Origin of the sequence: Secundilactobacillus folii (assembly GCF_009720675.1) — a bacterium.
Taxonomy (GTDB): domain Bacteria; phylum Bacillota; class Bacilli; order Lactobacillales; family Lactobacillaceae; genus Secundilactobacillus; species Secundilactobacillus folii.
Genome location: NZ_WNJO01000010.1, coordinates 60,122 through 81,336, shown reverse-complemented (window position 1 = coordinate 81,336; position 21,215 = coordinate 60,122). Strand labels below are relative to the sequence as shown.

General features: G+C 47.9%; 17 protein-coding genes, 1 pseudogene and 1 riboswitch. Of the genes and pseudogenes, 11 read left to right on the top strand and 7 right to left on the bottom strand.

Going from position 1 to position 21,215, the window contains the following annotated elements; genetic code table 11:
- Window positions 1-375: 375 nt before the first annotated feature.
- On the bottom strand, window positions 376-1,677 hold the full coding sequence (gene purB / locus GM612_RS09050; protein WP_155432055.1) for an adenylosuccinate lyase: 1,302 nt from the start codon (window positions 1,675-1,677) through the stop codon (window positions 376-378).
- A 304-nt stretch (window positions 1,678-1,981) separates the two neighbouring features.
- Between purB and GM612_RS09045 the strand changes: the two genes are divergently transcribed.
- Window positions 1,982-3,289, top strand: a complete 1,308-nt coding sequence (locus GM612_RS09045) for an adenylosuccinate synthase (protein WP_155432054.1) — start codon at window positions 1,982-1,984, stop codon at window positions 3,287-3,289.
- Between the two features lie 15 nt (window positions 3,290-3,304).
- Window positions 3,305-4,288 carry a GMP reductase gene (locus GM612_RS09040; protein WP_155432072.1) on the top strand — a complete coding sequence of 328 codons (984 nt, stop codon included), beginning with the start codon at window positions 3,305-3,307 and terminating at the stop codon, window positions 4,286-4,288.
- A gap of 216 nt (window positions 4,289-4,504) precedes the next feature.
- On the opposite strand, the gene GM612_RS09035 is transcribed toward GM612_RS09040, so the two are convergent.
- The 4 genes and pseudogenes from GM612_RS09035 to GM612_RS09020 all read right to left on the bottom strand — a co-directional run bounded on the left by GM612_RS09035 (window position 4,505) and on the right by GM612_RS09020 (window position 8,444).
- Complete coding sequence (locus tag GM612_RS09035) at window positions 4,505-5,002, bottom strand: DoxX family membrane protein (RefSeq protein WP_155432053.1); 498 nt, start codon at window positions 5,000-5,002, stop codon at window positions 4,505-4,507.
- Between the two features lie 301 nt (window positions 5,003-5,303).
- Window positions 5,304-6,689: a Na+/H+ antiporter NhaC gene (gene nhaC / locus GM612_RS09030; protein ID WP_246147678.1), complete on the bottom strand. Its 1,386-nt coding sequence runs from the start codon at window positions 6,687-6,689 to the stop codon at window positions 5,304-5,306.
- 359 nt (window positions 6,690-7,048) lie between these two features.
- Window positions 7,049-7,462, bottom strand: coding sequence for a hypothetical protein (locus GM612_RS09025; RefSeq protein ID WP_155432052.1), 414 nt, complete (start codon window positions 7,460-7,462; stop codon window positions 7,049-7,051).
- A 119-nt stretch (window positions 7,463-7,581) separates the two neighbouring features.
- A pseudogene (locus GM612_RS09020) lies at window positions 7,582-8,444 on the bottom strand (aldo/keto reductase).
- 535 nt (window positions 8,445-8,979) lie between these two features.
- Here GM612_RS09020 and GM612_RS09015 point away from each other — a divergent pair.
- Window positions 8,980-9,669, top strand: coding sequence for a hypothetical protein (locus tag GM612_RS09015; RefSeq protein ID WP_155432051.1), 690 nt, complete (start codon window positions 8,980-8,982; stop codon window positions 9,667-9,669).
- Between the two features lie 161 nt (window positions 9,670-9,830).
- Here the strand turns inward: GM612_RS09015 and GM612_RS09010 are convergent, their stop codons facing one another.
- On the bottom strand, window positions 9,831-10,721 hold the full coding sequence (locus GM612_RS09010; protein ID WP_155432050.1) for a DMT family transporter: 891 nt from the start codon (window positions 10,719-10,721) through the stop codon (window positions 9,831-9,833).
- Window positions 10,722-10,794: 73 nt separating this feature from the next.
- Window positions 10,795-11,946: an ArgE/DapE family deacylase gene (locus GM612_RS09005; RefSeq protein ID WP_343031870.1), complete on the bottom strand. Its 1,152-nt coding sequence runs from the start codon at window positions 11,944-11,946 to the stop codon at window positions 10,795-10,797.
- Window positions 11,947-12,537: 591 nt separating this feature from the next.
- On the opposite strand from GM612_RS09005, the gene GM612_RS09000 reads away from it, so the two are divergent.
- The 8 genes from GM612_RS09000 (at window position 12,538) to GM612_RS08965 (ending at window position 21,154) form a co-directional block, all read left to right on the top strand.
- Window positions 12,538-14,385: a heavy metal translocating P-type ATPase gene (locus tag GM612_RS09000; protein ID WP_155432048.1), complete on the top strand. Its 1,848-nt coding sequence runs from the start codon at window positions 12,538-12,540 to the stop codon at window positions 14,383-14,385.
- Between the two features lie 54 nt (window positions 14,386-14,439).
- A riboswitch (FMN riboswitch) is annotated at window positions 14,440-14,596 on the top strand.
- A gap of 124 nt (window positions 14,597-14,720) precedes the next feature.
- Window positions 14,721-15,767: a bifunctional diaminohydroxyphosphoribosylaminopyrimidine deaminase/5-amino-6-(5-phosphoribosylamino)uracil reductase RibD gene (gene ribD / locus GM612_RS08995; RefSeq protein ID WP_155432047.1), complete on the top strand. Its 1,047-nt coding sequence runs from the start codon at window positions 14,721-14,723 to the stop codon at window positions 15,765-15,767.
- A gap of 2 nt (window positions 15,768-15,769) precedes the next feature.
- Window positions 15,770-16,372 (top strand): riboflavin synthase, encoded by a 603-nt coding sequence (locus GM612_RS08990; RefSeq protein WP_155432046.1) that lies wholly within the window; start codon window positions 15,770-15,772, stop codon window positions 16,370-16,372.
- Window positions 16,369-17,580 carry a GTP cyclohydrolase II gene (ribA, locus tag GM612_RS08985; RefSeq protein WP_155432045.1) on the top strand — a complete coding sequence of 404 codons (1,212 nt, stop codon included), beginning with the start codon at window positions 16,369-16,371 and terminating at the stop codon, window positions 17,578-17,580. The genes GM612_RS08990 and ribA overlap by 4 nt, the downstream gene beginning before the upstream one ends.
- A gap of 1 nt (window position 17,581) precedes the next feature.
- The gene (gene ribH, locus GM612_RS08980; RefSeq protein ID WP_155432044.1) at window positions 17,582-18,043 is read left to right on the top strand and encodes a 6,7-dimethyl-8-ribityllumazine synthase; all 462 of its coding nucleotides are present in this window, start codon (window positions 17,582-17,584) and stop codon (window positions 18,041-18,043) included.
- A 313-nt stretch (window positions 18,044-18,356) separates the two neighbouring features.
- A complete protein-coding gene (locus GM612_RS08975) occupies window positions 18,357-18,866 on the top strand; it encodes a YbhB/YbcL family Raf kinase inhibitor-like protein (RefSeq protein WP_155432043.1) in 510 nt (169 codons plus the stop codon).
- Between the two features lie 67 nt (window positions 18,867-18,933).
- Entirely contained in the window at window positions 18,934-19,440 is a 507-nt protein-coding gene (locus GM612_RS08970) for a universal stress protein (protein ID WP_155432042.1), read from the top strand.
- A 94-nt stretch (window positions 19,441-19,534) separates the two neighbouring features.
- Window positions 19,535-21,154, top strand: coding sequence for an APC family permease (locus GM612_RS08965; RefSeq protein ID WP_155432041.1), 1,620 nt, complete (start codon window positions 19,535-19,537; stop codon window positions 21,152-21,154).
- Window positions 21,155-21,215 lie beyond the last annotated feature (61 nt).

Genomic DNA, 21,215 nt, shown 5'->3' with positions numbered 1-21,215 from the left:
AACGGATCCATCCTCCTCCCTAGAAGAGATCCGCTGATGTCCACTTCCTCCCCTAAGATGGATATCGACAACTTTAAAAAAGCCAAGCTCGTCGGAGTTTGGCTTTTTTGGTGCCATTAAAGAACGTACCGAATACCGACATGAATTGTATTGCACCCGAAACGAACACTGGGCTTCTTTCTTCCTCAAAATAATTACAGGAACTAGGGAAACATTACCATAGTAGCCACCGTCTTAACTTTTCTACCGTTATGACTATTTCATACTGCAAACTATAAAGCAGCTACCAATACTGATGCATCAGTATTGGTAGCTGCTTTTAAAATCATTTTGTAACTTCTCTTATCTCAACACGAATGCTTGAACTTCATTGATTTAATCAGCCAATAACCCAATGCGCTTAAAAATCTCATCGACTCGTCTAATATGGTAGTGATAGTCGAACGCATCTTCAATATCAGCCATTGTCAGATGCGACATGATCGTTTGATTGCCTTCTACCAGAGGCCGGAACTGAACCCCTTCATCCCAAGCCTTAGCCGTTAGCGGCTGAACGAGGTCATAGGCTGCTTCACGGGTCAACCCAGAATCAATCAACTTGAGTAGGACACGTTGGCTATAAATCAAACCGTAAGTCAGACCCATGTTCTTTTTCATCCGCTCTGGAAAGACCGTTAAGTTTTCGACGATTCGGGCAAAGCGGTGCAGCATGTAATCTAGAATCGCTGTCGTATCAGGTAGAATGATCCGTTCTGCTGAAGAATGCGATATATCACGCTCATGCCATAAAGCAACGTCTTCGTATGCCGTTTGAACGTGGCCGCGAAGTACCCGTGCCAAACCAGTTACGTTTTCTGAGCCGATTGGGTTACGCTTATGAGGCATGGCCGACGAACCCTTTTGCCCCTTATTAAAGTGTTCCTCGACTTCATGGATCTCAGAACGCTGCAGTGCGCGAATTTCAGTGGCGAATTCTTCCAGACTGGTCCCAATTAGCGCCAAGGTGGCAATGTAGTTGGCGTGGAGATCGCGTGGCAAGACTTGGCTGGTAATTTCTTGAGCCCGTAAGCCTAATTTATCGCAAACGTACTTTTCTACATATGGTGGCACATTGGCGAACGTGCCGACTGCACCGGAGATCTTCCCCGCTTCGACTTCGTTAGCCGCTTCATCAAAGCGATCAATATCCCGGTTAACCTCTGAGTACCAGCGCGCTAATTTCAATCCAAAGGTGGTTGGTTCGGCCTGCACACCATGTGTCCGACCAATCATCACCGTATCTTTGTATTTTAAAGCTTGAGCCTTAATGACTTCTTTTAAATGCAGCAGGTCGGCGCGTAAAATTTCATTGGCCTGCTTCAAACGATACCCCTGCGCGGTATCAACAATATCCGTGCTCGTCATTCCGTAGTGGATCCACTTTCGCTCTTCGCCCAGCGATTCAGACACGTCGCGGGTGAACGCCACCACGTCATGGTGAGTCACCGCTTCAATCTCAGCGATCCGCTGTTCATCAAAGGTCGCGTTGGCATTGATCTTATCAACATCTTCCTGTGGGACGACCCCAAGCTGTGCCCAGGCTTCATCCACCGCAATTTCAACCTCTAACCAAGATTGGTATTGGTTATGAAGTGACCAAATTTTTGCCATTTCTGGACGGGTATATCTATCGAGCATCTTCATCCTCATTTCTGATTAATATCATCTAATTCCGAACATTAACTGAAATTCTAGACTGAATTTCCACTAAAATCATAACATATTCTGAGCGCAGATTCATTAGGAAATCAAATTAGTGGCTTAATCAGTCGGCTTTCCTACCTCTTTTATGCCCATATTTAGCTATTTAAGAACATTTTAAAAATATATCGTTAATAATATTCGGATTTAGCTTGCATTTACCATTCGAAGTTGTTAGTATATTAATTGCTGGGTTGTTCGTGTTTATCCACTCAGCAATTTTTAGATATGAGGTGTTCTAATGTCATCAATCGTAGTAGTAGGGAGCCAATGGGGCGACGAAGGTAAGGGTAAGATTACCGACTTCCTCAGTAAGCAGGCCGACGTTGTTGCACGTTATCAAGGCGGCGACAATGCTGGACACACCATTGTCTTCAAAGGTGAAACTTTCAAGTTACACTTAATTCCATCTGGGATCTTCTACTCAGACAAGTTAAGTGTCATCGGTAACGGTGTCGTGCTCAACCCGAAGTCACTGGTTGAAGAACTCCATTACCTGCACGACCGTAACGTCTCAACAGACAACTTACGCATTTCAAACCGGGCACACGTGATTTTGCCCTATCACATCCTCATTGATCAATTACAAGAAAAAGCTAAAACCGCAAAAATTGGGACTACTAATAAGGGCATTGGTCCAGCCTACATGGATAAAGCCGAACGAATTGGTATTCGGATGGCGGACCTCCTGGAAAAGGATACGTTTGAAGAAAAGCTGCGGCAAAATCTGGCCGAAAAGAACCAGTTGATCACGAAACTTTACGATCACGCACCGTTAAACTTTGACGCTATCTTCGAAAGCTTCTATGAATATGGTCAGGAACTGAAACGCTATGTCACCGATACTTCAGTCGTGATCAACGACGCGATCGATGCTGGCAAGCACGTTTTATTCGAAGGTGCGCAAGGCGTTATGCTGGATATTGACCACGGAACCTACCCATTTGTTACCAGTTCTAACCCGGTTGCCGGTGGCGTCACCATTGGTAACGGCGTTGGTCCTTCCAAAATTGACGAAGTGGTTGGTGCCTGCAAAGCTTACACCTCCAGAGTTGGTGACGGTCCATTTCCTACTGAACTCAACAACGAAACCGGTGACTTCATCCGTGAAGCCGGTCACGAATACGGTACCGTAACTAAACGGCCACGTCGAATCGGCTGGTTTGATACCGTGGTTCTCCGTCATGCTAAGCGTGTTTCCGGACTGACTCATCTGTCTCTAAACTGTCTAGATGTGTTAACCGGCCTGGACACGCTGAAAATTGCCACAGCTTACGAACTCGATGGTGAAACCATTTACCATTATCCAGCTAGTTTAAAGCAACTGAACAGATGCAAACCAATCTATGAAGAATTACCCGGCTGGAAGGAAGATATCACTGGTGTCAAGCGTTACGAAGACCTACCAATTAACGCTCAAAACTACGTAAAACGCCTCGCCGAACTGGTTGGTGTCGACATTGCGACCTTCTCAGTCGGCCCAGACCGGACACAAACCAACGTCTTGATCGACGCTTGGCAAGATACGGACGCCATTGTCCACGAATAAGGAGCCTGATCCATGATGAACCCAGAAGTATTTGACTATGAAGATATTCAGTTAGTCCCTAATAAGTGCATCATCGACAGCCGATCAGAGGCTGATACTTCCGTTAAATTTGGTCCGCGGACGTTTAAGATCCCCGTTGTTCCCGCGAACATGGAAACTGTGATCAATGACGACCTCGCCGTATGGTTGGCTCAAAATGATTACTTTTACGTGATGCACCGTTTTCAACCTGAAAAACGGCACGATTTCGTGAAAATGATGCACGATAAAAACCTATTTGCTTCAATCAGTGTGGGTGTCAAACAAGAAGAACTTGATTTCATCCAAGAGCTGGCTGATGCCAACGACGTACCGGAATACGTCACCATCGACATTGCTCATGGTCACTCGAACTCAGTGATCCGGATGATCCAGCACATCAAAAAGTACCTGCCGGAAAGCTTTGTTATTGCCGGTAATGTCGGCACGCCCGAAGCTGTTCGGGAACTGGAAAACGCCGGTGCTGACGCAACTAAAGTCGGCATTGGTCCCGGTAAAGCCTGCATCACCAAACTAAAGACCGGCTTTGGTACTGGTGGCTGGCAGTTAGCTGCATTACGCCTGTGCTCAAAAGCAGCCAGCAAACCGCTAATTGCCGATGGCGGAATCCGGTACAACGGTGACATTGCTAAGTCGATCCGCTTCGGGGCCAGCATGGTCATGATCGGTTCATTGATGGCCGGCCACATGCAGTCACCTGGCAGCGTGATCAAAATTGACGGTAAAACCTATAAGCAGTACTGGGGCTCAGCTTCAGAAACGCAAAAGGGCGCCTACCGTAACGTGGAAGGTAAACAAATGTTGGTTCCTTACCGCGGTGACATTGCCGATACGTTGACTGAGATGCAGCAGGACCTTCAAAGCTCAATTTCTTACGCCGGTGGCCGCAAGCTGATGGACATCCGTTTGGTAGACTACGTGGTCGTTAAGAATTCGGTTATGAATGGCGATTCGTACTAAAATTGCACTGACTCAGATTACCTAAAAAAATTGCGACAAAATGGTGATTTTCCTAAGTTTAGGAAAATCACCATTTTGTTGTGTGTAGCTGAGCTATTAGTTTTAAACAGAATAGTGGCTTTGAGATAAATAAAAATAATAATCTATTTCGCCCAAACATCTAGAAATAGTCAGACCAGGATCGAATTTTATCACAACGCCCCTGTTAATTTGCACTTAATCAACTGACCGTTTCAACCAGCCGACCCGATCTCGCATCCAAGGGACGATCCAGTGATCCAAACCGATCTTGCTGGCATTGTAACCAGCCACTAAGATAATGAATTCCAGAATCAAGAACAATGGGTTAACCGACACCGTGCCTGCAAACAAGTAGGCGAAGTTCATCAACATTCCAAAGAAGGCGGCTGCGGTTGCTAGCGCTCCGAATAATAGCCCTAAACCAACTAATAGTTCGCCCCAGGAAACCACGAAACTAAAAACGTTAACGTTTGGCGCAACGACGCTTTTTAAAAAAGCGGTATACAACTTATAGGCCTGAGTATTTTCTGGCGTCATCACTGGGTGATTAATGGCGCCCATGATGAACCCTTTAGCACTGAAACCAGACGTAATCTTTTCCACACCGCCGGAGATCCACTCATACGCCAGATAAAGTCGGATCAAAGTCGTGAGCCACATTGCGCTCTTGGAATGCCGTAACCACTTTACCATTTCACTCACTCCTTCTCTACGATGCCTTGAACAATTGTGAATAAATGAACATAACGTGTCAGAACACGACTAAATTTGCGAATGAATCCTACTCCAAGATGACTTAACGACAGTTGTCATCATCAACGTGAAATTAGCGTTCAAACGATCATCACCCCACCGATGACCCAGCTAATTTCACTGTAACTTTATCATATTTGACGGCTGAATCAACATATACCATTTGTGAATTTTTGGTCTGTATTTGCACACTAAACAGGCCTTATAAAGCCTTAAATTCAGCTTTATAAGACCTGTTAAATTATGCTGTTTGAGAAATTTTCTTTAACCCAATTCCGGTGTAACCACTCAGGATCGAAAAGACCGGTGATAGCAAGCTGAAGAAACAAAATGGCAGAAAGGCTAAGGTACTGACCCCTAGCGTGCCAGCCGCAAATGAACTGGCAACGCCCCAGGGAACTAAGTAATTAATAACCGTACCACCGTCTTCTAAGACCCGGCTCAAAGCGAGGTTATCCAAGCCGTGGTCGTTAAACGGCTTTTTGAACGCCCGCCCTGGCAAGATGGTCGACAGGTACTGTTCGCCGACGAACAGGTTGACGGCAATACCGGCGAGAATCCCGGCTGTGACTAAATCACCATCTCGGTGCAACCGAGCAACGAGTGGCGCCATCGCAATCTGAATCAGATCAAAGCGCATCAGTAAGCCACCCAGTGACAGTGTCATGAAGATTAGCGAAACAGTCCCCATCATGGACGAGATGCCACCCCGACTCAGCAGGGCGTCAACAGCTTGGTTGCCGGTGTGTGAAACGAAACCGGTTTCCATCATCGTGACTAAGGGCTTCACGTGCGTCGACGGGTTTTCAATAAAAATCATCGCCACGGCCACCGCAATGTTGATCAATAACGTGCCGATTGCTGGAATCTTCATGAAAGCACACACAAACATTAAAATAATTGGCAGTGCGGCCCACCATGTCACCGTAAAGTGAGTTGTCAGCACGTTGACGGTTGTCGATACCTTTCCCAGTGCATCACTGCTGGCGGCACCGTGACCCAAAATTGCGTATAAGATGAGTGATACCAAAAACGACGGAATCGTCGACCACATCAGATTTTTAATGTGCTTGAAGAGGTCCGCATCCGCAATAGCCGATGCCAAGTTGGTGGAATCGGAGAGTGGCGACGTTTTGTCACCAAAAATGGCTCCGGAAATGATGGCCCCTGCAACCAGTGCAGGATTCAAGCTCATGGTAGTTCCCATACCAAATAATGCGATGCCGACCGTTGAAATCGTCGTAAAAGCACTACCGATTGATGTTCCAATCAAGGCGCAAACCAGAAAAACCGATGGCACAAACCACTGGACACTTAACATATGAAAACCAGCCACCATCAACGATGGAATAATTCCGGCAGCAATCCAAACACTAATCAAAACCCCGATCAAAATAAAGATGAAGATCGGCACGATTCCAGTATTGACTCCCTCCGTGATACCCTTGTGAATCTCACTCCATGAAAAATGACGAAACCGCGCCCACAAAATGACCAGCGCAATCACCAGCAAAACTGGGATCTGCGGACTGATGCCAAACCCAATCACGCCGACTCCCATCACGATGAGCATCATCGCTAAAACTGAAACGGCTTCCCCAAATTTAACGTTAGCTTTTCCCGACATAACTGACATTCCCTTCAAAATAAAAATCGTCCCTGCTACGAGAACTCTCGCAACAGGGACGATTGGACTAACCGTGGTACCACCCAGCTTAGGCGCACTAAGACACCTCACTCACTAGATGATATCGGTTCTAGTTATTATCCGTACAGTACTCCTCGTATTTGGCCACTCAGCCCTGATCGGTTCGCAGCAACCACCGACTTCCTGACACCCAGACTGAGCACTACTTGACTTGAGAAGTTTTAAAGTAAATCAAGATTAGCATGTTAAATGCAGGCGTGTCAAGCCATATCATTTAATGGTGAAATCACTTCTGAAACCATTTGTCGGTCTACTCTCAAAACCGCAAGGATGATGGCCTATTTAAATGGTGCTACACCCTCATCATGCGCCCGCTTTTCCAAAATATCCGTCAGCCGATTGGTCACGTTTAGTGGAATCGAAATCAGTGGGGTGAAAATATTGGCACGTTCGGGATCGGGTACCTCAGCCGTCTTTTTACGGTCCGGCACCATCGCTTCCAGATCCGTTTTAGTGAGGTGAAACTGGCGCGCATAGTAAACCACTTCCTGATAGGCCATGTTTTTAAAATAGAAATAGTACATAAAGCCTGCCACAGCAACGTACCAGAAAATGGTCCAAGAAATACCGATCTTAGCGGGATCCAAAAAGTTGAAGACCACTGCACAGACCACAAAAATCACGTAAATAATGATGGAGATCGACGCCCATTTGACCCGGTGTGTCACATTATCGCCCCTTTGATCGTTCATTTGCATAGTCCTATTTTAATCAACCTCTTTACTGGATACAACCCAAGTCTTTGATGATTGCTTAAAAAACGCGTGCAGGTAGCCTCTCAGGTTGTCTACACGCGTTGCTTGTAACTAGTTTACTTCCGACCTTCATACTCTTGGGACCGTTTCAGCCAGGCTGTATCCTGTGGATCCGGACCGACCCGCTTACCAGCGTCAAGCTTATCAAGGGCGGCCATTTCAGCCTCATCTAGCCCAAAGGCGAAGATGTCACGGTTTTGCTTGACCCGGTCTTGTGAATCGACTTCGGAATCACAACTTCTTCATGCTCAATGTGCCAGCGTAAGATAATTTGGGCTGGGGTGACGTTGTGGGCCTGGGCTAATTTTTCAATCAGTGGGTCTTTGAGGGCGTTATTTCTACCACCACCCAATGGACTCCAAGCTTCATGCACGATACCTTGGCTTTCCAAATAGGCGTGCATGTTAGTCTGCTGGAAATACGGGTGGGTTTCGATCTGGTCAACTTGCGGCTTGATCTCGGTCTTACTCATTAGGTCTTCTAGTTGATTTTGTTCGAAGTTTGAGACACCGATATTTTTGATCTTGCCATCCCGATACAGGTCTTCCATCGCCTTCCAAGTCTCAACGTATCCGGGAGCCGGCCAGTGGATCAAGTACAGGTCCAAATAGTCCAACCCTAACTGGTCGAGACTAGCTTGGAACGCCTGCTTGGTTTCATCATACCCGCGAACACTATTCCAGACCTTGGACGTGATAAACAGGTCTTGACGGTCCAAACCGCTCTCACGGATAGCTTCGCCGACCCACTGTTCGTTGCCGTAGTACTGAGCCGTGTCGATGTGGCGGTAACCGGCAGCTAGCGCCCACTTGATCGAGTTTTTAACGTCGTTCGCATTATCCACCTGGAAAACACCCAAGCCGAGTTGCGGAATCGTGTTGCCATTTGCTAACGGAATCTGAGGAATATCATTATGCACAAGAAAAACCACCTTTCAAAAGTTGAGAGCTAAGTTGCATTTTCATTTAAATACAGTCATCTAGCTGGTATATACAATGAGCTGGCACACTGTGTTTGCCAGAACTTGCCGAACCAAATCGACCACTTCGTAAAATAACGTGGTGAGTGACGTCTGCCAGATCCAGGCCAACGCTCATGATACTCAAACACCTAGGCATTAGGGTATTGTCGCCCCGCAGTCATCTAACATCCATTCTACCATAAAACATTTTCGGTATGGTTGACCGAATGGCAGTTCAACTGCATTTTGACATCCGTCACTTCAACTTTAATTTTGCGCCCGCGGCCTTTTTTTATGTATCATTTTCCAATAAGTGTTCAGAATTTTCCACCTCCAGCTAGCCTTAGTCCCACCTACATTTGGGGTAATTTGAGTACTGGAAAGTTGAAATACGCAAGAAAAAATAGTAAACTTTAAAGCTAAATGAGGTAGAATAAGCATAGTAGTATGCAATTGACATGTTCGCTCGTTCTTGATATTGGAGGGTATTTACGTGAATAATCAAGAACCGCAATCGCGGATGCAACGTTACGACTTCAATACCGGCAACGAGCAGAAACCGAAGCGGCCAAAACGACCGCACCGGCTTCGTCAAATCATCATCAGTTTTTTAGTTACACTTGTGCTGATCGTCGGTGTTGGTGTTTGGCTTGCTAACCGCTCGACAAAAGTCGAAAATGGTGCTCAAAACACCGAACAAACTGTTAATAGTAGTTCTAGTAACAACGATGAGTCTGCCAACAATTCGCAAGCAGATCAGTCCGATTCAGACTCAAACAATCAGTCTAATGATGCTCAACAAAGTGGGACATCTGGCGACCAAGGCATCACGTCGTCACAACGAAGTTCTATGCAAAGTTCGATCAATCAACAATCAGATGCAGCAATTAAGAACAGCGAACAAAAAAAGCTAGACCAAACCAAGTCCAAGTCCGATACCCGGGACTCGTCTAGTTCCGCCAATACTACTTCTAACTCATCTGGGTCATCTTCTAAAGCAACCGACAAAACCAGCAACAACTCGTACGCCATTTCATTCAGTCAGTCTCATACCTTTTCTTCGGTCGCAGAGGCCAAGAAATGGGCCCAAACCACAAAATCGCAATGGCTGAAAGATGGCTACACAAATTACACGATTACTTCGGACGCACAGGGTAACTACGTGTTGAAATTCCAGAAGTAACGAGTCAGTTATAACCTAGTCGAACTTGATCAAAAACGGCTTTCACAATCACCGGTTGGTGGTTATGAAAGCCGTTTTTGAAACCTCACGATTTGCTGATTCACGTGAAGGATAGGAAGTTGATCACGATGGTGACGTCATCTGCTAAACCAGCAAATACGTCACTCCGAACTGAACCGAAAACGGCTGAAGTCCAGCTGCATGATCAAAAGTGCCACGATAATTAAAGCGCCGCCAATCAGCAAGTGCAACGTTAGTGGTTCAAAACCGAGGATCACCGAAAAGAAGCTGCCAAACATCGATTCCGTCATTAAAATCAGTCCTGCCGGGGTGGGATCCGTAAACCGCTGGCCGACGATCTGCAGCGTTTGTGCACCAAACGAGGACAGGAGTCCCAACACAATGATGGGCCATAAACCGGCTTGCCAGTTGATGCTCCCATACGTGGCGTGTTCAAACAGCAACGACCAGACCAACCCCAGTACTCCCTGGGTCAAGCCCAGCATAAATGATAGGCTGAGTGGACTGGTGCTGGTGGCCTGCATGCCAAAATAGACGATCTGCAGCGCATAGAAAAACGTTGAGATCAGCGTCAATAGATCACCTACGTGCAGAATGAAACCATGCCCGACAATGTTGGTCAAAAACATCATGCCGATGATCGCCACGATAATAGCGACGTAACTTTTAGAACTTGGTTTCTTTTTAAACAGTAGCCAAACGATAAAGGGAATCAGTACCACGTATAACGCGGTCAAAAAAGCGTTATTTGATGGTGTGGTAAACCGCAAGCCCCACGTCTGGAACTGATAGCCCAGAAAGTTGATGAAGCCAGCGGTCAACCCGATGCGAATATCTACGCCATTCATCTTTAACACTGCCTTATGAAAGAAAATGAAAGCACAAGCGGCGTAGATCAAACCGCGAATCGCGTTGATCATCCCCGCCTGAAAATGGGCATTGGTTGCCATTTTAGAGAATACATAACCAGACCCCCAGATTATTGCTGCTAGCAATAACATCAGGTTGGCCTTCCCCTTCGAAACTTGCATGAATCAATTCCCCCTTGCTGTATTTAAAAAACGCCTTGACCTTACGTCGCCGCCAAGGTGCGCCATCCGAATCTTAATCTGCCAGAAAGGCTAGTGCGAGCTGCTGATACAGCTCGGTGGCCTGCAAAAACTGCTCCAAATCAACGTATTCGTTGGCTTCATGAGAGGTATCCGTGCCCGGGCCGTAAACGATTGCAGTGAAGTGGCTGTCAGCCCGTAGAAATTCGGCACCGTCATTAGCACCCCCTGAACCGACTGGAATGACTCGCTTACCAGTCACCCGGTGACCGACAGATTGAGCAAGCTTGACTAACGGTGCGTCCGGACGGCCCGGAATGGCTTCTTCTGGGTAGCTGTAAGTTAATTTTAAATTAAATCCTGGACGGTCATTTAATTCGTGTACCAAGCCTGCTAAAGCGTCATAAATCACCTGATTCGGGTAGGCTGGAATCGTCCGCATATTGGCTGACAACCGTGCTTTAGCAGGAATACTGTTGATCTGCTCACCACCAGAGATCAAGTCAACGTTGTGCAACAGACCACCCAAGACCGGATCGAGCTTATCAAACCTCTTCATCAGCTCGTTGACCTCGTTATAGTAAACCAGCAAGTTATCAATGGCGTTGATGCCCTTGGTCGGTTGGGCACTGTGCGCCGCCTTCCCAGTCGAATCAATGTGATAATCGATGACGCCGCGAGCGGTATAAGTGATTTTATCAAGGCCAGTTGGTTCCGCAATCACCAGCCCATCAAGGCTGTCAGCGTAACCGGCATCGGTTAACTGGGCAGCGCCATACTCGCCAGTTTCTTCGCCGACCGTGGCCAGCAAGCGGATCGAACCCTTCAGCGGGGTCTGTTTTTCAAGCAGCTCCAGCATGGCAATCACCGTCGCCGCCAGTCCACTCTTCATGTCAGAGGCTCCGCGACCATACAGGTTATCGCCAACGATTTGACCGTCAAATGGATCATAGTCCCAAGTAGACAGATCACCGGGATCAACAACGTCTTCGTGGCCAGAAAGTCCCAAACGCTTGCCGGTATCGGTGCCAATCGTCACGATTAGATTATCACGACCGGGGGCATAAGTCAGAAATTCGACCTTAGCACGATCCCTGTACGGTTCAAAAAGGGAGGCCAGATAGTGTGCCACCTCAGCTTCATTATCGTTCACCGATTTAATTTGAATCAGCCTTTGCAGAATCGAAATTTTCTTGGCATTTTCCACCCTAACTCCCACCTTATCAATCATTTACCACCAGCATACTCCGCTGCGAAGTGGTATTGCAATGTGAAATGCAGTTTGGGACTTCTGGTTGGATCAGTTTCTGCAGCATGAAAAATTAATTAGTTTCAGGAACGGCTAGGCTGGTTTATCACACTACTATAAAAAGATAGCGATACGAGTTTTGCGCAGTATCGCTCCATTGCGCGGGCGCGGACATCTCGAAGTGCAGCCACTTCCGGGCTAGCAGGTCGGGACCCATCCCCCGACCTGCGGATCCCTCCAGTTGCCTGTGACTGTAACCAAGCCAAAAACGCTTGCTAACAGTCACGACACCACCATATACCCGCACCCACTCCGTTTCGCTTGTGTTCGTAAACTGTTGGCCGTCAAACTGTCCGGTGCTGACGCAAATACTGTTATATCATGAAGAGAGACCCCGGTGCACTCAATTCGCCAATCTGAAAAATTTCGGGTTCTTGAACGAAACAACAAACGTCTAAAACCACGTCAAAATATGCTTGGCTTATAGTTCGCTAAATGCAATTCAAATATTATATAATTAAGTAAACAAAGCATAACAGGAGGTGCATCATGAAACAGCTCTCGAATTATCGGCGTTTGTGGATGGTCCTTGTGGTTGGTGCCATTGCGCTGGTACTAGCCTTCGGACTGCATTTAAACTTTTGGGCACAAGCTTTGGTGACCGTTTTGGGGTCGTTGATTGCACTTCTGATGTTTATCGATATGGTCAAAACACTGCGTTCTGGCAAGTTTGGCGTGGACCTGCTAGCAATTACCGCCGTGATCGCCACGCTTGCAATCGGTGAATACTGGGCTGGCCTGATCGTTTTATTGATGTTGACCGGTGGTGACGCCTTAGAAGACTACGCCGCCCACAAAGCTAACGCCGATTTACAGTCACTGCTGGAGAAGTCGCCGCAAAAGGCCTCGCTGATGATCGATGGCATCATCAAACAAGTCGAAGTCGACCAAGTTGCCGTGGGTGATCACGTGCTCATCCGCCCTGGCGAAGTGGTGCCCGTCGACGGCACGATCATTAAAGGGGTGACCACCTTAGATGAGTCCTCTTTAACTGGCGAATCACGGCCAGTTGATAAGGTTGAGGGTGATACCGTGATGTCAGGATCCGTCAACGGTGACGCTTCGTTTCAAATCGTGGCCGATCAAAAAGCAGCCGATAGTCAATTTCAAAGTATCGTTCGGCTTGTGAAGCAAGCGGAAGCCCAACCGGCTCACTTTGTCCGCATGGCCGACCGCTATGCCGTGCCCTTTACCCTGATTGCCTACGTGATTGCTGGAACTGCTTGGGCGGTGACTGGTGATCCGGTTCGCTTTGCCGAGGTGCTGGTGGTGGCCTCCCCCTGCCCACTGATTTTAGCAGCACCGATTGCGCTCGTCGCTGGCATGAGTCGCGCTAGCCAGAGCGGGATCATCGTTAAGACCGGCACAACGCTAGAGAAGTTAGCCAAAGTGAAGACCATGGCCTTTGATAAGACTGGCACGATTACTCAAGGTCATCTGAAAGTGACCGATATTATTGCGAAACCGGATGTAGATAAAGGGCAACTGTTGGTCTTAGCAGCCGCCACGGAACAGCAGTCCAACCACATTTTAGCCCGCTCACTGATGCAGGCTGCCCCTGACCAGTTACCAACGGTCAGTCACGTCAAAGAAACCACTGGTGGTGGTGTGCAAGCAACAATCAACGAGTCGATCGTTCGCGTTGGCAAGGCGGACTTTGCAATGCCTGATGGCCAGATTAAAAAAGTGCCTGACACCGCCGTTTACGTTTCTCGAGATGGCAAATACATGGGCTGTGTCACGTTCACGGATTCACCACGACCAGAAGCAGCCACGACCATGGCTGAACTGCACGACTTAGGCCTCAAGCACTTAATGATGATTTCTGGAGACCGCAAGCCGATCGCAGAAAAGATTGCGAAAGCGGTCGGTCTCGACCGGGTATATGCCGAGTGCTTACCAGGCGATAAAATCGAGGTGCTAAAAGGGCTACCAGCTACCGCAAGGCCGGTCGCCATGGTCGGTGACGGTGTGAATGACGCCCCGTCCCTGGTCACGGCTGACGTTGGCTTGGCAATGGGAGCTAGTGGCGCGACGACGGCCAGCGAATCTGCGGACGCCGTCATCTTGAAAGATGATTTGAGACGAACGGTTGTCGCGGTCCAAATCTCTCGTGCCACCATGCACGTTGCCCGGCAGTCCGTGATGGTCGGCATCATCATTTGTACCGTATTAATGCTGATCGCCAGCTTGGGTGTGATCCCGGTAATCTTTGGTGCGTTACTTCAGGAAGTCGTGGATACAGTCACGATTCTTTGGGCGTTAAGAGCCCGCAGCATTCCAATCAAGGAGCCGGATGTAAAGCCGTCTGCAGAAAATAAGACGGCTTTGTCGTAACATTTCAGTTGCACTGAATCCCCTTTCATAGTACTATGATTTTGAAAACTGAATAGATTTCTTCGGGGCAGGGTGTAATTCCCGACCGATGGTGACAGCTAGATTGACACAAGCAATCGCTTTTTGGCTGAAGTCCGTGACCCACGTTTTCGTGGTTGACCCAGTGAGAGTCTGGGACCGACAGTTAAAGTCTGGATGGGAGAAGAAACGCAACTATTTCGTACCATAGGTGCACTTTTTGGTGTACCAATACTCGTATGAAATCTTGTTTAGCTTATCAAATAACTAGGCCCCGCATTAATTTGCGAGGCCTTTTTTCGTGAGGTGAATGAGATTTGTCAGATGCAACTTATTTTCAATTGGCAGTAGATGCCGCCAAACAGGGCACCGATACCTGGACTAATCCCCAAGTGGGCGCCGTGATTGTTAAGGATGACCACCTGCTAGCTGTGGGTTATCATCATCGGTTTGGCCACCGCCACGCTGAAATTGACGCCCTGAGTCAACTAGATGATACTTCCCAGGCCGCCGGAGCCACGATGTACGTGACCCTTGAACCGTGCAGTCATTACGGCAAGACACCACCGTGTGCCAAACGACTGGCAGAAGTAAAGATCGCTAAGGTGGTCATCGGCCAGCTTGACCCTAACCCGCTGGTAAGCGGAAAGGGTGTGGCAATTCTCCAGCAACACGGTATCGAGGTTCAAATCCGCCATGAAACGGGCGGTTTGAACGCTGCCTACAACTTTTTCTACAGGCAGAATCGACCCTGGGTTACCGTCAAATACGCCATGTCTCTAGACGGCAAGATCAATGCGGCTGGTGAGCAACGCACGCACTTAACTGAAACACCCGCCTTAAAGGATGCGCAAGCAGTTCGGCGCCAACATCAAGCAATTTTAGTTGGTGAACACACCCTGAGCATTGACGATCCGCAATTAACCGTGCGGGAGGGTCAGCCAATGGTTTTCCCCCCAGTTCGCATCGCGGTCGTTCATGATGTGAATGACTTCCAGAATAGTCGCCACCTATTTGACGATCAAGCACCGACTTGGATCTTTAGTCAAACGGAGGCATCGCAACAATTGCCCGAAAACGTGCAGGTGATCGTCAATTCTGACTGGACACCCACAGCAATCGTTTCGTATTTAGCGAAAAAAGGGATTCAATCACTGTTAGTTGAAGGCGGCAGTGCCATGCAGGCGGCCTTTATTGCAGCGGGATTGGCGGATGAAGTCATCGTCTATTTAGCACCAATTCTAATCGGCGGAACGGGTCTGCCCGCGGTTGTCGGCTCGGCGCTCAGTCAGCAAGAACACTTCAGCAGCCCCACCGTGACGCAATTAGGCAACGACATCAAGATTCAAAGTAGGAGGCAATAGCGATGTTCACAGGAATTATTAAAGGCATTGGCAGAGTCATTCAAATCAAACAACATGACGAAAGTGCTCATTTGACGGTGGAAGCTCCTTTATTCACTGAAATTCAGCCTCAGCTGGGCGACAGTATTGCGTTCAATGGCATCTGTCTCACCGCCACCAGTGTCACCGGTTCTCAAATCGGCGTAGACGTGATGCCAGAAACTAGCCGCCGCACGGCTTTACAGGGGCTACGTGTGAATGACCGTCTCAATTTAGAACCTGCCCTGCCGGCAACGGCGCGCTTAGATGGCCATTTTGTGCTGGGACACGTGGATACCACGGCAAAACTGATTCGCCAAGTCCAAGATCAAGACTCACGAACGCTGACCTTCGAAATTGACCCCGAATACGATGACTACATCGTTGAAAAAGGTTCGGTTGCCATTGACGGCGTCAGTTTAACCGTGACGCAAAAGGGCGCCCAGCAATTTTCGGTCAGCCTGATTCCCTATACCCTAGCCGAAACAACTCTAGGTGACCGCCAAATTGGCGATCTAGTCAATATTGAAACTGATGTGATCGGGAAGTACATTGTAGCCATGCAACGAAAGGAAGCAGTACAATGACAAATCAAGATGTGATTCACCGCACTGAAGCGGCAATTGAAACGTTAAAAAAGGGTCAATTGATTATCGTGGCTGATTCATTGGATCGCGAAGCGGAAGGCGATATGGTCGGGCTGGCCGACCGAGTGACGCCTAAAACGGTCAATACCATGGTCACCAAGGCGCGGGGATTACTGTGCGTCCCCATGGCTGCTAGTGTGGCTCACCGGTTAAACTTAAAGCCAATGATGACGGATGCCACCGATGCATTTGGCACCGCCTTCACCATTAGTACTGATGTCCGGACGACAAGTACTGGTATTTCGGCCTTTGATCGCGCGGCCACCATTCAGGCTTTGGCTGATCCGGCCAGTGGCTTTAACGACTTTTATCATCCGGGTCATATTTTTCCATTAATTGCCCGCGAGAATGGCGTCCTAGAACGTGACGGTCATACTGAAGCCGCCGTGGACTTGGCACGGTTGGCTGGAGCACAGCCGGTAGCCTATATTTGTGAAATCCTAAAAAAGGACGGCACAATGGCTCGCCGCAAGGATTTAAAAGCTTACGCGGAAGGCACGCAGACCCCCCTGATTACGATTGAAGACTTACAAACCTACCGCCGGCTACAAATGGTTAACACCATCACCACGGTTGATCTGCCAACCGAGTACGGGCACTTTAAGATGACCGCCTTCAAGACAAATGACGAGAACGAACCCACCCTGATGGTGACTAAGGGCGATATTTCCAGCGGCGATGAGCCGTTACTAGTTCGGCTCCACTCAGAATGTTTAACGGGCGATGTTTTCGGTTCAAAACGTTGCGACTGCGGTGCCCAATTAGCAGCCGCTTTGCGCATGATCGAACGTCAGGGACGGGGCGCCGTCCTGTATTTACGTCAAGAAGGCCGCGGCATTGGTCTGGCCAACAAGTTGCGTGCTTATCAGCTACAGGAACAGGGATTAGACACCGTTGAGGCCAATTTGAAACTGGGCTTGCCTGCTGACGACCGGAACTATGGTCTGGCGGCCACGATTCTTAAACAAGCTGGTGTCACAACGGTAAACTTGATGACCAATAATCCGGACAAAATCGACCAACTGGAGCAGCACGGCATCAAAGTGGCCCACCGCATCCCGCTTGAAACCGGATTGACAGTGGAGAATCAACGGTATTTACAAACTAAAAAGATGAAATTTCATCACTTACTGAAAGAGGTCAATTAAAATGACGGAATTAGAGAATTCAAGAAATGGCGCAGGCTTAAGCATCGGCATCGCAGTCGCTCAGTTCAACGAAATCGTCACCGCTAGACTACAGGAGGGGGCAGTCGCTCAGTTAAGAAAATACAGTGTAGCTAATGATGCGATCACGGTCGCACACGTTCCCGGTGCGATGGAATTACCGCGAATCGTCAAGCAACTGGCCGACTCTGGACATTTCGACGGCATCATTGCGTTAGGTGCCGTCATCCGTGGTGAGACTTCGCACTATGATTACGTTTGCGCTGAAACGGCTAGTGGCTTAGCTGAAGTCTCGTTGCACGGATCAGTACCCGTGATGTTTGGAGTACTGACCACCGATACCCTGGATCAAGCCATCAGTCGTGCTGGTGGCAAAGGTGGCAACAAGGGTGCTGACTGCGCAGACGGTGTGATCGAAATGATCAATTTAGAAAAGCAAATTTAGTGGTGAATTAGTATTTAACTTACTGACTATGGGAGTAAATAGAAAGCAGGTTGCCCAATTTGGGGAACCTGCTTTTTTGACTCATTAGAATTTAAGTTATGCCATGGACATCGCTGGTCGAGCCTGATCATTGGATTACAGCACGAGGTTGCTCACATCCTTTGTTGAGCTCCACAACTACCTCGGATGTCCTTCAGATGTGTCCTTGAATATGAAATACCAGCAGAAAAACTGGATTTTGAAAAATGAAACGCCATGCAATTCAAATAGTTGCGTTATAATAGAAGAAAGTCTGACGAAGGGGCGTGACATTATGCAAATCAAAGTGCCAGTTGAAAACGGCTATCTACCAGATAAATTCGGCAAATATGCACCAGCAGAATACCGAATCGATGATGGGCCAACACGGTCATTTCCAATTGAGATCCAAGATGCGCCAGCAGACACCAAAACCTTTGCGGTAACGATGATCGACCATGACGCAATTCCAGTTGGCGGGTTCACGTGGATCCACTGGGTAGCTGCTAACCTGCCTGGTAATCTGACAACGATTCCAGAAAACGCCAGTCAAAGCGGTGAAGTTCCAATGACATTTGGCAATAATTCCACTGCTGGTCACATGGTTAATAATCAAAACCCACTGACAGCCCAGCGTTACAGCGGTCCGTTACCACCAGATAAAGATCACCGATACACGGTCACGGTGTACGCATTAGATAGCAAATTGCCGCTCCAAGACGGTTTCTGGCTCAATGAACTTCACGATGCGATGGCTGGACACGTTTTGGCTCAAGCAACGCAGATTGTGCTGGGCCGCGTCTAGTCAATTCAAAATCAACGGGCATTAGAAAGCAAGCAGAATTTGCTTGAAATAGGGAGAGAATGATTACATGTTAAAATACCAATCGATCGTAGTTCCACTGGATACTTCACAATTTGCCGAACTAGCACTGGCCAAAGCCGTCGGTGTCGCTAAACGAAACGGTTCGCATCTTGACCTGCTATCCGTTATTGACACCCACCAGAACAATTATTTTGGTGGTCTAGCCAACGGTGATATCGTGAATAAACTGGTGGAAGACGCCACTAAATATCTATCAGAATTAACCGAACAAATTAAGGATCAATATGGTTTAACTGATATCAGCACCCACATTCGTTTTGGGAATCCCAAGACGGTCATTGCACTTGAATTCGTTAAAGATCACCAAAATGATCTTGTCATGATGGGTGCCACCGGTATGAGTGCATTTGAACGGGTCATGACTGGCTCCGTCACCGATTTTGTTACCCATAATGCGGCTTGTGATGTCCTAGTTATTCGGACGAATCTTGAAAACGAGCCAGGGGCTAAAATCGTCAGCCCATTCCGGACGTCATCAGATGACGACCAATAAATCGCTGACTATCAATTAAATTGAAGGGTCGAATTGGCAGTCTTTCAATTCGACCCTTCAATTATTACTTTAAATCTATGAAAGGGGCTCAAGCATGGGTACACCAAAAATTAAACGAATCAACCTCTTTCAACTGGTCATGTTGGCACTGGGCTCCTTGATTGGGTCTGGCTGGCTGTTTGGTTCGTGGGAGGCAACGAAAATTGCGGGCCCCGCTGCCATTATTTCGTGGGTCATCGGTGGTCTCGTCATCGGATCGATTGCCTATGATTACGTCGAAATTGGCGCAATGTTCCCAGAATCTGGTGGGATGAGTAAGTACGCGCAATATTCCCATGGAACATTACTGGGCTTTATCGCAGCTTGGGCTAACTGGGTCTCCTTAATCACACTGATCCCGATTGAAGCTGTGGCTGCCGTGCAGTACATGAGTACCTGGCCGTGGTCCTGGGCACATTGGACCCACCATTTTTTGAGTGGCGGTGTGATCACCAATAGTGGTCTGCTGGTGGTTTTCGGCTTCATCCTGGTTTTCACCATGCTCAACTTCTGGTCGGTCACAATTCTGACACGCTTCACCAGTCTGATCTCAATCTTTAAAATTGGGATCCCCCTGCTGACCATCATTATGCTGACCATGTCAGGATTCCATCCTGGTAATTATGGTACTAATTTGCACGAATTCATGCCGTATGGCTCCGCACCCATCTTTACCGCCACTTCGGCAGCCGGCATTATCTTTTCTTTTGACGCCTTTCAAACCGTCATCAATATGGGCGGAGAAATTGAACATCCTAAGAAAAACATTGGCCGGGGCATTACGATTTCCTTGCTGATCAGCGGCATTCTCTACGTGATTTTACAAAGTACCTTCATCACTGCAATTCCACCCAAGATGATTGCCGCAACCGGCTGGCACGGCATCGTGTTTAATTCACCATTTGCGGACATGGCGATTCTGTTAGGAATCCACTGGTTATCTGTCTTGCTATACATGGATGCTTTCGTTTCGCCGTTTGGCACCGGAGTTTCATTTGTAGCTAATACTGCCCGGGCGCTCTTCGCCATGGAGGGAAATCGCCACGTACCGCACTTTTTAGGTAAGGTCAATTTAAAATACGGGATTCCGCGCAATGCGATGCTGGTCAATACCATCTTAAGCATGGTGATGGTGACCGTCTTTCGTTCATGGGCGGTGCTGGCTACCGTGTTGTCCACTGCCACGTTGATCGCCTATTTGACGGGTCCCGTAACAGCTATTTCGCTGCGAAAAATGGGACCAAAATTATACCGGCCGATCCGCTTAAAATGGTTGCCCTGGATGGCGCCGTTGTCCTTCGTACTGGCGTCACTGGCAACTTATTGGGCCATGTGGCCAACCACTGTTGAAGTGATTTTTATTATTCTGCTGGGCCTGCCATTTTACTTCTATTACGAATGGAAAAACCACTTCGTTTCAACTCGGCAAGCCTTTAAAGCCAGTGGCTGGATGATTGGCTACCTGGTATTTATCTCGATCATGTCATTGATTGGTAGTCATCAGTTCAACGGGTTAAATTGGGTGCCATACCCCCTCGATTTTGTCGTCATCGTGATTGCGTCACTCGCCTTTTATTACTGGGGAATCAGAAGTTACATCCACACTGAGGACTTCGACAAAGCCCAGCAACTGAATCAAGAGGCTAAGGAACGCGGTGAGATGGAGGATAATTGAATAGTTTCAAATATTACAAAAACAAGCCATTGCGCAAACAATGGCTTGTTTTTGTCGACTC